This window comes from Pseudomonas sp. GNP012 (assembly GCF_054343835.1).
Window position 1 is genome coordinate 2,184,839 of sequence record NZ_JBTGUU010000001.1, and the last position, 13,108, is coordinate 2,197,946.

Annotated in this window: 8 protein-coding genes; 1 reads left to right on the forward strand and 7 read right to left on the reverse strand. The window is 61.8% G+C overall.

Annotation, left to right across the window (positions count from 1 at the left end):
* Positions 1-96: 96 nt before the first annotated feature.
* The 3 genes from ACXX83_RS09805 to mexE are packed head-to-tail and all read right to left on the reverse strand — an operon-like array spanning position 97 to position 5,963.
* Positions 97-1,518, reverse strand: coding sequence for an efflux transporter outer membrane subunit (locus tag ACXX83_RS09805; protein WP_458548284.1), 1,422 nt, complete (start codon positions 1,516-1,518; stop codon positions 97-99).
* Positions 1,518-4,697, reverse strand: coding sequence for an efflux RND transporter permease subunit (locus tag ACXX83_RS09810; protein WP_217838350.1), 3,180 nt, complete (start codon positions 4,695-4,697; stop codon positions 1,518-1,520). The genes ACXX83_RS09805 and ACXX83_RS09810 overlap by 1 nt, the downstream gene beginning before the upstream one ends.
* Positions 4,698-4,709: 12 nt before the next feature.
* The gene (gene mexE / locus ACXX83_RS09815) at positions 4,710-5,963 is read right to left on the reverse strand and encodes a multidrug efflux RND transporter periplasmic adaptor subunit MexE (protein WP_458374662.1); all 1,254 of its coding nucleotides are present in this window, start codon (positions 5,961-5,963) and stop codon (positions 4,710-4,712) included.
* A 521-nt stretch (positions 5,964-6,484) separates the two neighbouring features.
* Here mexE and ACXX83_RS09820 point away from each other — a divergent pair.
* Positions 6,485-7,492 carry an Ldh family oxidoreductase gene (locus ACXX83_RS09820; protein ID WP_458548285.1) on the forward strand — a complete coding sequence of 336 codons (1,008 nt, stop codon included), beginning with the start codon at positions 6,485-6,487 and terminating at the stop codon, positions 7,490-7,492.
* A 247-nt stretch (positions 7,493-7,739) separates the two neighbouring features.
* Here ACXX83_RS09820 and ACXX83_RS09825 read toward each other — a convergent pair whose 3' ends face one another.
* From ACXX83_RS09825 to ACXX83_RS09840, 4 genes are all read right to left on the reverse strand, one after another.
* Complete coding sequence (locus tag ACXX83_RS09825; RefSeq protein WP_458548287.1) at positions 7,740-9,320, reverse strand: aldehyde dehydrogenase (NADP(+)); 1,581 nt, start codon at positions 9,318-9,320, stop codon at positions 7,740-7,742.
* A gap of 153 nt (positions 9,321-9,473) precedes the next feature.
* Entirely contained in the window at positions 9,474-10,868 is a 1,395-nt protein-coding gene (gene abaF, locus ACXX83_RS09830) for a fosfomycin efflux MFS transporter AbaF (protein WP_458548288.1), read from the reverse strand.
* 72 nt (positions 10,869-10,940) lie between these two features.
* A complete protein-coding gene (locus ACXX83_RS09835; protein WP_126045788.1) occupies positions 10,941-11,858 on the reverse strand; it encodes a dihydrodipicolinate synthase family protein in 918 nt (305 codons plus the stop codon).
* 126 nt (positions 11,859-11,984) lie between these two features.
* The gene (locus tag ACXX83_RS09840) at positions 11,985-13,013 is read right to left on the reverse strand and encodes a trans-3-hydroxy-L-proline dehydratase (protein WP_008018645.1); all 1,029 of its coding nucleotides are present in this window, start codon (positions 13,011-13,013) and stop codon (positions 11,985-11,987) included.
* Positions 13,014-13,108: the final 95 nt, after the last annotated feature.

Sequence of the window (13,108 nt, forward strand, 5' to 3'; positions counted from 1 at the left end):
GTTGAAAAGGCAAAAAAAGCCCCGCGACCGAATGAGACGCAGGGCAAAGGAATTGGTTGGTTGCGGCCAACCAAAGGAGCGCTTTAAACCATCGGGTTAATTGCTGGCGACCGTCTCAGGCTGCCAGCCGCCACCGAGGGCCTTGTAGATGGCGACGATGCCGCGATACAAATCGACTTCGGCCTGGGCCTGGGTGTCTTCGGCCGCCAGGCGTTCACGCTGGGCGTCGAGCAGCACGAGGAAATCGGCGGTGCCTTCGCGGTAGCGAATCTCGGCGAGATCGGCAGCGGAACGGCTGGACTCGCTCTGGCGAATCAGCGAGATCAGGCGCTGCTGGCGCTTGCCGTAGTCGCTGAACGCGTTTTCCGATTCTTCCAGGGCCAGCAACACTTGCTGCTCGTACGTTGCCAGGGCGCCTTCGGCATCGGCGTCGGCGGCGCGCAAACGGGCGCGCACGCTGCCCAGGTCAAACGCTGCCCAGGTGATGCTCGGGCCGAGCGCCCAGGCGTTGGCCGCCGAGGAGCCGATTTGCGAACCGCGCCCGGCGGTGAAACCAAGGAAGCCGCTGAGGCTGACTTGCGGGAACAGGTCGGCCTTGGCCACGCCGATCCGCGCCGTGGCTGACGCCAATTGGCGCTCGGCACTGCGAATGTCCGGGCGACGTTGCAGCAACTCACCCGGATTCCCGATCGGCAAAGCCTTGGCAATCGCCGGCAAGTCTTTCGGGCTCAGGTCCACGGTCAGCTTGTCCGGACGCTCGCCCAGCAGCGTGGCGATACGGTTCTTCTGCCGAACCTGCTCGGCCTGCAATTGCGGCACGCTGGCTTCGACAGACGCCAGTCGCGCATCGGCACGTTCCACATCGAGTTGATCGCCGACACCGGCATCACGCAGGTTGATGGTGATCTTGCGCGACTCCTGCTGGTTCTCCAGGTTGGCCAGGGCGATCTTTTCCCGCAGTTGCGCTCCACGCAGTTGACCGTAGGCATCCACCAGTTCGGCAATCATGCTCACCTGAAGCTGGTACAGATCGGCTTCAAGCGACTGTTGCTCGGCATTCGCCGATTCCAGGTTGCGCTGGATGCGGCCGAACAGATCGATCTCCCAGGCCATGTCCAGGCCCAGGTCGTAGCGTTCGCTGTTGACCCGGTCGGTGGTCTGGCCCGGAATCTGGCCCTTGCCCAGGTCACTGCTGACACGGCTGGTGACGACCGGCAAGTTGTCGTTACTGATGTCATCGCGGATCGCCCGTGCGGCTTTCCAGCGGGCAAAAGCGACGCGCAAATCACGGTTGCCCTTGAGCGATTGTGTCACCAACTGGTTGAGGGTCGGGTCTTCGAACTGCTGCCACCAGATGCCTTCGAAACGCGAACGGTCAAAGTTCTTCTGGCCGGCGGCGCCATCGGTGGCGGCCGTGATGTTGGCCGCCTCGGTGTTGGGCGTCTGGTAATCCGGACCCACGGCACAGGCACTCAAGGCCAGGACCAGCAGGCTCGGCAGGAAGGCTTTCAAACTCATCAGTGCGACTCCAGCTTCAGGGCGACCTTGGCGGCTTTGCGCGCCTGGCCACGCTCGACAAAGTTACGAATCAATACGTAGAACACTGGCGTCAGCAACAGACCGAAGAAGGTCACCCCGAGCATCCCGGAGAACACCGCCACACCCATGGCGTGACGCATTTCGGCACCGGCACCGCTGGAGAACACCAACGGCACAACACCCATGATGAACGCGAAGGAGGTCATCAGGATCGGCCGCAGACGCAGACGGCAAGCTTCCAGTACCGCGGCCAGCGGGTTGAGGCCCTCCAGCTGTTTGTCCTTGGCGAACTCGACGATCAGAATCGCGTTCTTGCACGCCAGGCCCACCAGTACGATCAGGCCGATCTGGGTGAAGATGTTGTTGTCACCGCCGGAGGCGATCACACCGGTGATGGCCGACAGCAGGGTCATCGGTACGATCAGGATTACCGCCAGTGGCAGGCTCCAGCTTTCGTACTGGGCCGCCAGTACCAGGAACGCCAGCAGGACGCAGAGCGGGAACACGAACAGCGCGGTGTTGCCGGACAGAATCTGCTGGTAGGTCAGGTCGGTCCATTCGTAGGTCATGCCGTTCGGAAGTTCTTCCTTGAGCAGTTTCTCGATGGCTTTTTCGGCCTGGCCGGAGCTGTAGCCGGGAGCTGCAGCACCGTTGATTTCAGCGGTGATGAAGCCGTTGTAGTGCATCACGCGGTCGGGGCCCGAGGTGTCGCTGACCTTGATGAAGGTCGCCAACGGGATCATCTCGCCTTTGTTGTTACGCACTTTCAATTGGCCGATCTGGTCGGATTCGAGGCGGAACTGCTGTTCGGCCTGAACGTTGACCTGATAGGTGCGCCCGAAGCGGTTGAAGTCGTTGGCATACAGCGAACCCAGGTAGATCTGCAGGGTGTCGAAGATGTCGCTGACGGCCACGCCATGGGTCTTGGCTTTTTCCCGGTCGATGGCGGCATCGACCTGCGGCACGTTCACCGTGTAGCTGGTGAACAGGCCGGCCAGTTCCGGCACGTTGTGGCTCTTGGCGATGATGTTCATGGTTTCCTTGTACAGCTCGTCGTAGCCCAGGTTGCCCCGGTCTTCGATCTGCAGGCGGAAACCACCAATGGTGCCCAGGCCTTGCACCGGCGGCGGCGGGAAGATCGCCATGTAGGCTTCCTGGATGTTCGCGTACTGGCCGTTCAAGGCACCGGCAATCGCACCGGCGGACATGCTCGGGTCTTTACGCTCGTCGAACGGTTTGAGGGTCACGAACACGATGCCGGCGTTCGGGCTGTTGGTGAAACCGTTGATCGACAGGCCAGGGAAGGCCACCGCGCTTTCCACGCCAGGCTGTTTCAGGGCCAGGTCGGACATGCGCTTGATCACGTCTTCGGTGCGGTCCAGGCTCGCGGCATCCGGCAATTGCGCGAAGGCCACCAGGTATTGCTTGTCCTGGCCGGGTACGAAACCGGTCGGGGTGCTGGAGAAACCGAAGAAGGTCAGGACCATCAGGCCGGCGTACAGCAGCAGGGCGATGCCGCTTGAGCGGATCACACGGGCAACGGTGCCGACATAACCATGGCTGGCCTTTTCAAAGAAACGGTTGAACGGACGGAACAGCCAGCCGCCAAACATCTTGTCCAGCACCCTGGAGAAACGGTCTTTCGGTGCGTCGTGGCCCTTGAGCAATACCGCCGCCAGCGCCGGCGACAGGGTCAGGGAGTTGAAGGCCGAGATCACCGTGGAAATCGCAATGGTCAGGGCGAACTGCTTGTAGAACTGCCCGGTCAACCCGGAAATGAACGCCGCCGGAACGAACACCGCACACAGCACCAGCGCCGTGGCAATGATCGGGCCGGTCACTTCACGCATGGCGCGCTTGGTGGCTTCAATCGGGGTCAATCCGAGCTCGATGTTCCGCTCGACGTTCTCCACCACCACGATGGCGTCGTCGACCACGATACCGATGGCCAGTACCAGGCCGAACAGCGACAGGGCGTTGAGCGAGAAACCGAACAGGTGCATCACGGCAAAGGTACCGATCAGCGAAACCGGCACAGCCACCAATGGAATGATCGAGGCGCGCCAGGTCTGCAGGAACAGGATCACCACCAGCACCACGAGAATCAGTGCTTCGAAGAGGGTGTGAACCACCGCCTCGATCGAGCCGCGCACGAAGATCGTCGGGTCATAGACGATGCTGAAGTCCATGCCTTCAGGGAAGCTCTTCTTCAGCTCGGCCATTTTTGCCCGGACTTCGTTGGAGATTTCGATGGCGTTGGAACCCGGGCGCTGGAAGATCGGGATCGCCACCGCCGGCTGATTGTTCAGCAGCGAACGCAGGGCGTACTGGCTGGAACCCAGTTCGACGCGAGCGATGTCCTTGAGACGGGTGATCTCACCGTTGTCGCCAGAGCGAATGATGATGTTCTCGAACTCTTCTTCACTGACCAGGCGGCCCTGCGTGTTGACCGACAGCTGGAAGCTTTGGGCACTCGGGGCAGGGGGCGCGCCCAGTGCACCGGCGGCCACCTGGCGGTTCTGCTCACGAATGGCGGTGACAACATCAGTGGCGGTCAGGTTGCGCGAAGCGGTCTTGTTCGGGTCGAGCCAGACCCGCAGCGAGTAGTCGCCCATGCCGAACAGCTGCACGTCGCCGACACCGCCCAGCCGCGCCAGTTCATCCTTGATGTTGAGGATCGCGTAGTTGGACAGGTAGAGCATGTCGTAGCGTTTGTCCGGCGAGGTCAAGTGCACCACCATCGTCAGGTCGGGCGATGCCTTGTCCACGGTGATACCGATGCGCGTCACTTCCTCGGGAAGTTTCGGCTCGGTCCGGGTCACGCGGTTCTGCACCTGCACCTGCGCGTTGTCCAGGTCGGTACCCAGGGCAAAGGTGATGGTCAGGGTGATCTTGCCGTCGGCGGTCGACTGCGAGGACATGTACAGCATGTTCTCGACGCCGGTGATGGCTTGCTCCAGGGGAGCGGCCACGGTTTCACCGATGACCTTGGGGTTGGCACCGGGGAAGTTGGCGCGCACCACCACGGTCGGCGGCACGACTTCCGGGTATTCGCTGATCGGCAACTGGAACAGCGAGATCGCACCGGCGATCAGGATCAGCAGCGAAAGCACCGCTGCGAAGATCGGCCGCGAAATGAAGAATTGGGAAAAATTCATCGTAAAAATCCCTTAACCGCGTGGGGTCGTGGCAGCCAGTTTCACAACCGTGCCCGGCGCGACCTTGGCAGGCGCGACTTGGGGCAGGTTGCTGGCTTCCAGCGCTTGGCGTTGTTGTGCGAGTGCCGCGAGGGTTTGTTCGCTGGCCATCGGAATCACTTCAGGGGTGACCGGTGAACCGGGACGTACCCGTTGCAGGCCCTTGACGATGATGGTGTCGTCCTTGTTCAGGCCACTGCGCACGATGCGCAAACCTTCGATCTTCGGCCCCAGTTCCACCGCGCGGTAGGCGGTCTTGTTGTCGCCGTCCAACACGATCACGAACTTCTTGCCCAAGTCGGTACCGACCGCTTCATCGTTGATCAGCATGGCGCTGTAGGTGCCGCTGCCCACCAGTTTCAGGCGTGCATACAGGCCCGGGGTGTAGCTGCCATCGCTGTTGTCGAACACGGCGCGGCCACGGATGGTGCCGGTCTTGGGGTTGACCTGGTTGTCGACGAAGTTCATCACGCCCTGGTGCGGGTTGCCGTCTTCATTGGACAGGCCCATATACACCGGGGTGGTGGCGCCGCGTTTGCCTTGGCGAGCGAGCTCGGTGTACTTGAGGAACACACGCTCGTCCGCGTCGAAGTAGGCATAGACCTTGTCGGTGGAGACCACGCTGGTCAACGGCGTGGTGTCGGCGGTCACCAGGTTGCCGGCGGTGATTTCCGCACGGCTGACACGGCCGCTGATCGGTGCGGTGACGCGGGTGAAGCTCAGGTTGAGCTTGGCCAGGTCGAGCTGTGCCTGAAGCGCACCGACGGCGGCGCGTGCTTCCTGGGCGGCGCTGGTGCGCGAATCGGCCAGCTCGGCGGAAATGGCGTTGCTGATGCGCAGGCGTTCACCGCGCTGGGCTTCGTTTTCGCTGCGGGTGGCATTGGCACGCGATTGTGCAACCAGTGCTTCGAGGCGGCGGACCTCAGCCTGGAACGGACGCGGGTCGATCTGGAACAGCAGGTCGCCTTTCTTGACCAGGGCGCCTTCAGTGAACGCCACTTCATCGATCTGGCCGGAGACCCGTGGACGGATTTCAACGGTTTCCGGCGCTTCCAGGCGCCCGGTGAATTCGTCCCACTCGTTGACCGGTTGTTCCAGCACCTTGGCCACGCTGACCTTGGCTGCTGGCATAGTGGCGGCGGTTTCCGGGGCCTTGCCGCAAGCGCTGATCACCACGACGGCCAACAAAGCCAACGGGAAGCGCAAATGTTTGAATGACTGTTCCATGGATGCATCCGCCAATGTATTGAGATTGGCGAATGATGCGCGGCGGGTTTGTATCTCACGAATCGAATGGGGCGAAGGTAACTATCATCCGGAATGATATAAGGCCCGAGCCAGCCCTCTAGATTGCGCCTTTGATTAATCGGCGATCAATTGGATTGATGACAAATCTGTGTTGCCTCGTCTGCAAAGATCAGGCTTGGGACCGAGTTGCGCCCTTCGCGAGCAAGCCCGCTCCCACATTGGTTCTGTGGCGTACATGATCCCCCTGTGGGAGCGGGCTTGCTCGCGAAGAGGCCAGCAGCCTTCAACACAATCAGGATCAGGCCGAGCTATCCGGTCCCCCGAAAACACCCCGGACTTCGCCGCCGGTGGCAGCATCCACTGTGACCAGTCATCAGCCATTGGTTTAACGGGCGCCAACTGCCTGCGCTGTGCCAATTTCGTCATCGCCAATGCCCAAACCCATCAAGCCATGACGCCTCGGATAGACCACCCTGACCGGTCTGTCCAAGGAGATGACCATGATCCGACTGACCCTGATCGAAGCCCGTGAGTTGGCCGAGTCGATCTTGTTGTACAACGGTTTTAATCTGGCCCATGCACAAGCGGTGGCGGCGACGGTGGTTGTTGGCGAACGTGATGGCTGTGCCTCCCACGGTTTGTACCGGATTCTGGGGTGTGTGAATTCCCTGCGGGCCGGCAAGGTGTCGGCCGATGCCGAGCCACAGGTGATCTACCAGGCGCCATCGATTGTGCGGGTGGATGCTGGCGGTGGGTTTTCGCAGTTGGCGTTTCAGGCGGGGCTCCCGTTGCTGGCGCAGAAATCCCGGGCCAACGGCATAGCGGCGTTGGCAATCAACCGCTGTGTACATTTCTCGGCGCTGTGGGTGGAGATCGAGCAGCTGACGGCTGCCGGTCTGGTGGCACTGGCGTGTAATCCGAGCCACGCCTGGGTGGCGCCGGCTGGAGGACGACTGCCGGTGTTCGGCACCAATCCCATTGCCTTCGGATGGCCGCGTGCGGGGCAAGATCCGTTTGTATTCGACTTCGCCACCAGCGCGATTGCCCGGGGTGATATCGAACTGCACCGGCGTGCCGGCAAGGCGATTCCCGAAGGTTGGGGCGTGGACGCCCAAGGCCAGCCGAGCACTGACGCCAACGTGGTGCTTGATAGCGGCGCGATGCTGACGTTCGGCGGGCACAAGGGTTCGGCGCTGGCGGCCATGGTGGAGTTGATTGCCGGGCCGCTGATCGGTGACCTGACCAGTGCCGAGTCGTTGGCCTACGACGGGGGCAGCAAGTCGTCGCCGTACCATGGCGAGTTGATTATCGCCCTGGACCCTCGGCGCTTTCTGGGGGACGCCACTGAAGAGCATTTGGCCCGTGCCGAAACGTTGTTCCAGGGCATTGAAGGGCAGGGCGCACGCTTACCGTCGCAGCGACGATACGCGGCGCGGGCACGCAGTCTGGTGGAAGGCGTGCAAATTCCCGAGGCGCTGTATAACGACCTCAAAGCCTTGCTCGCCTGATTGAGTCAAGTGCTCAATCCTGTGGGAGCGAGCCTGCTCGCGAAGGCGGTGTGTCAATCAACCAAGATGTTGGACTCGATGACCCCTTCGCGAGCAAGTCGGATCGCCGCACCGCCGCTCCCACATTTGATTGGTGGTGATCACATATTTTGCGTAGGAGCTGCCGAAGGTTGCGATCTTTTGCTGTTGATTTTCAAGATCAACAGATCGCAGCCTGCGGCAGCTCCTACAGTCATTTGTGTGGTTTCTAGATTGGGTCGTGCTGGCTGCTGCCATCCACCAGCCGTGCAATCCCCAGTGGGTTGGCGTTTTTCAAGGCGTCGGGTAGCAAGGCGTCCGGGCAGTTCTGGTAGCACACCGGACGCAGGAATCGCTCGATGGCCAGGCTGCCAACCGACGTGCCACGGGCGTCGGAGGTTGCAGGGTAAGGCCCGCCATGGACCATGGCATCGCAGACTTCGACCCCGGTGGGGTAACCATTGAACAGTACCCGGCCGACTTTTTGTTCCAGCAGTACCAGCAGGTCCGCATGGGTCTGAAGATCCGATGCTTCGCCAATCAATGTCGCGGTCAGTTGCCCGTGCAAGCTGTTCAACGCCTGCCGCAGTTCAGCCTTGTCCGCCACCTCTACGACAATGGTGGTCGGCCCGAACACTTCTTCCTGTAACAGCCGATCCCCATTGAGCAGGAGGCTGACGTCAGCCTTGAACAGTTGCGGCCGCGCCTGATTACCCTGCTGGTCGTGGCCCGCCAGGTGCGTCACGCCCGGATGCTCGAGCAAGGCCCGCACCCCTTTTTCATAGCTGCCGAGGGTGCCAGCATTGAGCATGGTTTGCGCCGGTTGTTCGGCCATCAGGTTGCTGAGTCGCGCAGTGAACGCCGTCCATTCAGGGGTGCGAATACCAATGACCAACCCCGGATTGGTGCAGAACTGCCCGCAACCCTGGACCACCGATGCCACCAGTTCACCGGCGATTTTCTCGCCCCGCGCGCGCAAGGCTTCGGGCAATACCAACACTGGATTGATGCTGCTCATCTCGGCGAACACCGGGATGGGTTGTTGCCGTGCTGCGGCCATGTCGCAAAGGGCACGGCCACCTTTGAGCGAGCCGGTGAAACCGACGGCCTGAATCGCCGGGTGCTTGACCAGCGCTTCACCGACACCAGCGCCGTAGATCATATTGAACACACCCTTGGGCATGTCGGTCTGCTCGGCGGCGCGCAGGATCGCATTGGCCACGCATTCGGCGGTTGCCATGTGCCCGCTGTGGGCCTTGAACACCACCGGGCAACCGGCGGCCAGGGCCGCTGCGGTATCGCCGCCGGCAGTCGAAAAGGCCAACGGAAAATTGCTGGCGCCGAACACCGCCACCGGGCCGACGCCGATCCGGTACTGGCGCAGGTCAACCCGTGGCAGCGGCTGACGCTCCGGCAGGGCGCGGTCGATGCGCGCGCTGTAGAAATCGCCCCGACGCAGGACCTGAGCGAACAGACGCATCTGGCCGCTGGTGCGGCCGCGCTCGCCCTGAATCCGGGCGCTGGGCAGGGCGGTCTCGCGCGTCACCAGGGCAACGAACTCGTCATCCAGGGCATCCAGTTGCGCGGCGATGGCTTCAAGGAATTGCGCCCGGCGCGTCGCCGGCAAGTTACGAAAGGCTGGATAGGCGGCCGCAGCGGCCTGGGCGGCCGCGTCGACTTCTTGCGCGGTGGCTTGCATGAATGAAAACGGCAGCGTTTCACCGGTGCTGGCGTCGTGACTGTGCAGGATGATGTTGCCGGCTGCGCTGCGGGCGCCACCGATGTAGTTGTGGCCAAGGATCTCAGGCATCGAAAAAGCTCCTGTCGAAAAATGGGTTTGCAACACAAAACCTTTGTGGGAGCGAGCCTGCTCGCGATGGTTTCAAAGGCACCGCGTTTATCCAGGATCAGCGCGGTATCGTTAACGTCCATCGCGAGCAGGCTCGCTCCCACAGGGATTTACTCAGGCCAGAGAGTCGGCCCGGCGTGGGCCAGTTGAGGCTGGGTCCAGCGCAGCAACCCGCGCCGCCGACTCGGCATCCACCTGGCGCAATGACTTGCCACGGGTCTCGCGGGTCAGGCCGACAGCCACCACGGAAATCAGCGCGGCGCCCACCAGATACCAGGCGATCGGAGTCGAGCTGTGGTACTTGTTGAGCAAGGTGATGGCGATCAGCGGTGCCAGGGAACCGGCGAAGATCGGCGCCACCTGGTAGCACAGGGACAGAGCGGTGTAGCGTACGTGGGTCGGGAACAGTTCAGCCATCAGCGCCGAGTAAGGCGCATAAGTCATCGACTCGATGGCCAGGCCCAGGGTGATGGCGGCCATGATCAGCCAGTTGTTGCCAGTGTCCATCATCGGGAAACCGATGAAACCCCAGAACGCTGTGAGCACCGCGCCGGTCAGGTACACCGGCTTGCGCCCGACGATGTCCGACAGATAGCCCATCAGCGGGATCAGGAAAAAGTGCACCAGGTGCGCGCCGAACATCAGCAGCAGAATTTGCGAAGTGTCCTTGTGCACCACCAGTTTCAGATAGGTAATCGAGAACGTCACTACGGTGTAGTAGAGGATGTTCTCGGCAAAGCGAGCGCCGATTCCCACCAGCACCGAACGCCAGTGATGGCGCAGCACTTCCACCACACCGTGCTGTTGCTGTTTGGTCTGGGCCTGACGGGCCTGGGCTTCCTTGAAGATCGGCGCGTCATCGACGCTGGTGCGAATCCAGTAACCGATCAACACGACTACCGCCGAGAACCAGAACGCCACGCGCCAGCCCCAGGCAAGGAACTGTTGCTCTGACAGGTTCGACGACAACAGCAGCAGGGCGAGCGTGGCCACCAGGTTGCCGGCCGGCACCCCGGCTTGCGGCCAACTGGCCCAGAAGCCCCGACGATTGTCCGGGCAGTGTTCGGACACCAGCAGAATCGCGCCGCCCCATTCGCCACCGAAAGCGAAGCCCTGGATCAACCGCAACAGCACCAGTAGCACCGGCGCTGCGTAACCGATCTGGTCGAAGCCAGGCAGGCAACCCATCAGGAAGGTGGTGATGCCGACCACTACCAGGCTCAGTTGCAGCAGGCGTTTGCGGCCGAATTTGTCACCGTAGTGACCGAATACCAAACCGCCTAACGGCCGGGCGAGAAAGCCGACCGCGTACAAAGCGAAGGCGGCAATGATGCCGTCGATGGGGCTGTCGGTCTGGCGGAAGAACAGCTTGCCAAAAACCAATGCCGAGGCGGTGCCGTAGAGAAAGAATTCATACCATTCGGCGACGGTGCCAGCCATGGCGGCGGCCACCACGCGTTTGAGTCCCGAGGGTGTGGTTGCGCTTTGCGTGTGTTGAGGATTCGACATGCTGACGTACCTTGTTGAGACGCAAAAAACGGGCAGCCGGGCGGGGCCAGTAAAGACCCGCCCGGCAATCACTCAGAGACCGACGTCTGGCAGTTCCGGGCGGTTGGCCAACGCCTTGGCCATGATCTGCTCGACGAATACGCGGTCGGCTTCCGGCAGGGCCAGGCGTGGCGGACGGGTCAAGGCGCTGCCGCGACCGGCAATGGCTTCACACAGTTTGATGCACTGCACCAGGTCGGCACGGGCATCGAGGTGCAGGATCGGCATCAGCCATTCGTAGATCGGCATGGCTTCGGCGAAACGACCGGCCTTGGCCAGGCGGAAGATGGTTTCGCCTTCTTTCGGGAACACGTTGGACATGCCCGAGACCCAACCTTCGGCACCCACGGCGATGCTTTCCAGCACCACGTCGTCGAGGCCGGCGAACAACACGAAACGGTCACCAACTTCGTTGCGCACGTCGATGAAGCGGCGGGTGTCGCCGGAAGAGTCCTTGAAACACACCACGTTGTCGCAGTCGGCCAGGGAAATCAGGATGTCCGGGGTGACGTCGTTCTTATAGATAGGCGGGTTGTTGTAGACCATCAGCGGCACGTCGGCGTTTTTCGCCACGTAGCGGTAGTGCTCGGCGGTTTCGAACGGCTTGGAACCGTAGACCAGCGCCGGCATCAGCATCACGCCATCGACGCCGACCCGGCGTACGGCATTGGCGACCTTGGCCGCTTGTACGCTGGTGAACTCGGCCACGCCGCAAATCACCGGTACGCGACCACGGGCGGCATCGACAGCGACTTCAGTCACGGCGATTTTCTCTTCGGCGGTCAGCGAGGTGTTTTCACCCACCGAGCCGCAGACCACCAGGCCTGACACGCCGTCGCGGATCACGTTGGAAATCACCTGATGGGTTTTTTCCAGGTTGATGGAGAAGTCATCGTTGAATTGAGTGGTCACCGCTGGGAAGACGCCACTCCAGTTAATGCGCTTGCTCATTGTTGCCTCCGGTTCGTTAATTGTATTTCGTATACGATATTAAAAATGACAATGCTCGGCTAGTGCTTTTTTTGGTTTTTCAGGGGGTTTTACTGGCCGTTGGTCTGGGGGGCAGGGATTGCGTGATCAGGCGCCGGGCCAGGTGTCGGACAGGCGATAGCCTTGTGGCCACGGATCGCTTGGGTCGAGCAGCAATTGATGGGTGCCGGTGATCCACGCCCGGCCGGAAATGCACGGGTAAATCGCGGCGCGGCCGGCGACTTCGGTCAGCGAATCAATGCGGCAGTGGAACTCCGAGCCGATAATCGAACGGCCGACAAAGCGCTCGCCAACCTGCATCAAGCCTTTGGCCTGCAACACCGCCATGCGCGCCGAGCAACCCGTGCCGGTGGGGGAACGGTCGATCTTGCCCGGTTGAATCACCACCGCATTGGCGCCGGTGGCGATGCCGTTCTCATGGACGATGGGCGCGGCGATTTGACAGAAGGAAATGTGCGACCACTCGGGATTCAGCGGATGCACGAAGCCCAGTTGTTCGTTGGCCGCTCGAGTGATTTTCAGCCCCACCGCGACCAGATCGGCCGCTTCATCCGGGCGGATGGAAAAACCCAGGCCTTTGGCATCGGCAATCACAAAACTGTCGCCACCATAAGCGGTGTCAACCTTCAGCGAGCCGATGCCTTCGACTTCAATCCAGGCATCCAGCCGATCAGCGAAGGACGGCACGTTTTTCACTTCCACCCGTTGCACCTTGCCGTCCCGGCAGTCGGCCACGGCTTCGATCAGGCCGCCGGGCGCTTCCAGCACCAGGCGAGTTTGCGGCTCGGTCATGGGCAGGATGCCGCTGTCGAGCAATACGGTGGCGACGCACAACGAGTTGGAGCCGGACATCGGCGGGGTGTCCGCCGGTTCCATGATGATCCAGGCCATCTGCGCCCGTGGATCCTTGGCCGGGACCAGCAGGTTGACGTGGCGGAACACGCCGCCGCGGGGTTCGTTGAGGACGAAGTTGCGCAGGGTTTCGTCCCGGGCGATCCAGCGCGACTGTTCCCACACGGTGGCGCCGGGCGGCGGGGCGACACCGCCGACGATCACGTCGCCGACTTCGCCTTCGGCGTGGCAGCTGACTACATGAATGACTTTTGATGAACGCATGGCTTGCTCCTTGTTTCGCCTGTGAAGGCCTCATCGCGAGCAAGCTCGCTCCCACAGGAATGAGTGGTGTACACAACATTGCGGCCCACACAAAA

Bases quoted from the DNA above. Each gene is read 5' to 3' on its own strand.
- ACXX83_RS09840 (WP_008018645.1), bottom strand. From the start codon at position 13,013: ATGCGTTCATCAAAAGTCATTCATGTAGTCAGCTGCCACGCCGAAGGC.
- abaF (WP_458548288.1), bottom strand. From the start codon at position 10,868: ATGTCGAATCCTCAACACACGCAAAGCGCAACCACACCCTCGGGACTC.
- ACXX83_RS09825 (WP_458548287.1), bottom strand. From the start codon at position 9,320: ATGCCTGAGATCCTTGGCCACAACTACATCGGTGGCGCCCGCAGCGCA.
- ACXX83_RS09835 (WP_126045788.1), bottom strand. From the start codon at position 11,858: ATGAGCAAGCGCATTAACTGGAGTGGCGTCTTCCCAGCGGTGACCACT.
- ACXX83_RS09805 (WP_458548284.1), bottom strand. From the start codon at position 1,518: ATGAGTTTGAAAGCCTTCCTGCCGAGCCTGCTGGTCCTGGCCTTGAGT.
- ACXX83_RS09820 (WP_458548285.1), top strand. From the start codon at position 6,485: ATGATCCGACTGACCCTGATCGAAGCCCGTGAGTTGGCCGAGTCGATC.
- mexE (WP_458374662.1), bottom strand. From the start codon at position 5,963: ATGGAACAGTCATTCAAACATTTGCGCTTCCCGTTGGCTTTGTTGGCC.
- ACXX83_RS09810 (WP_217838350.1), bottom strand. From the start codon at position 4,697: ATGAATTTTTCCCAATTCTTCATTTCGCGGCCGATCTTCGCAGCGGTG.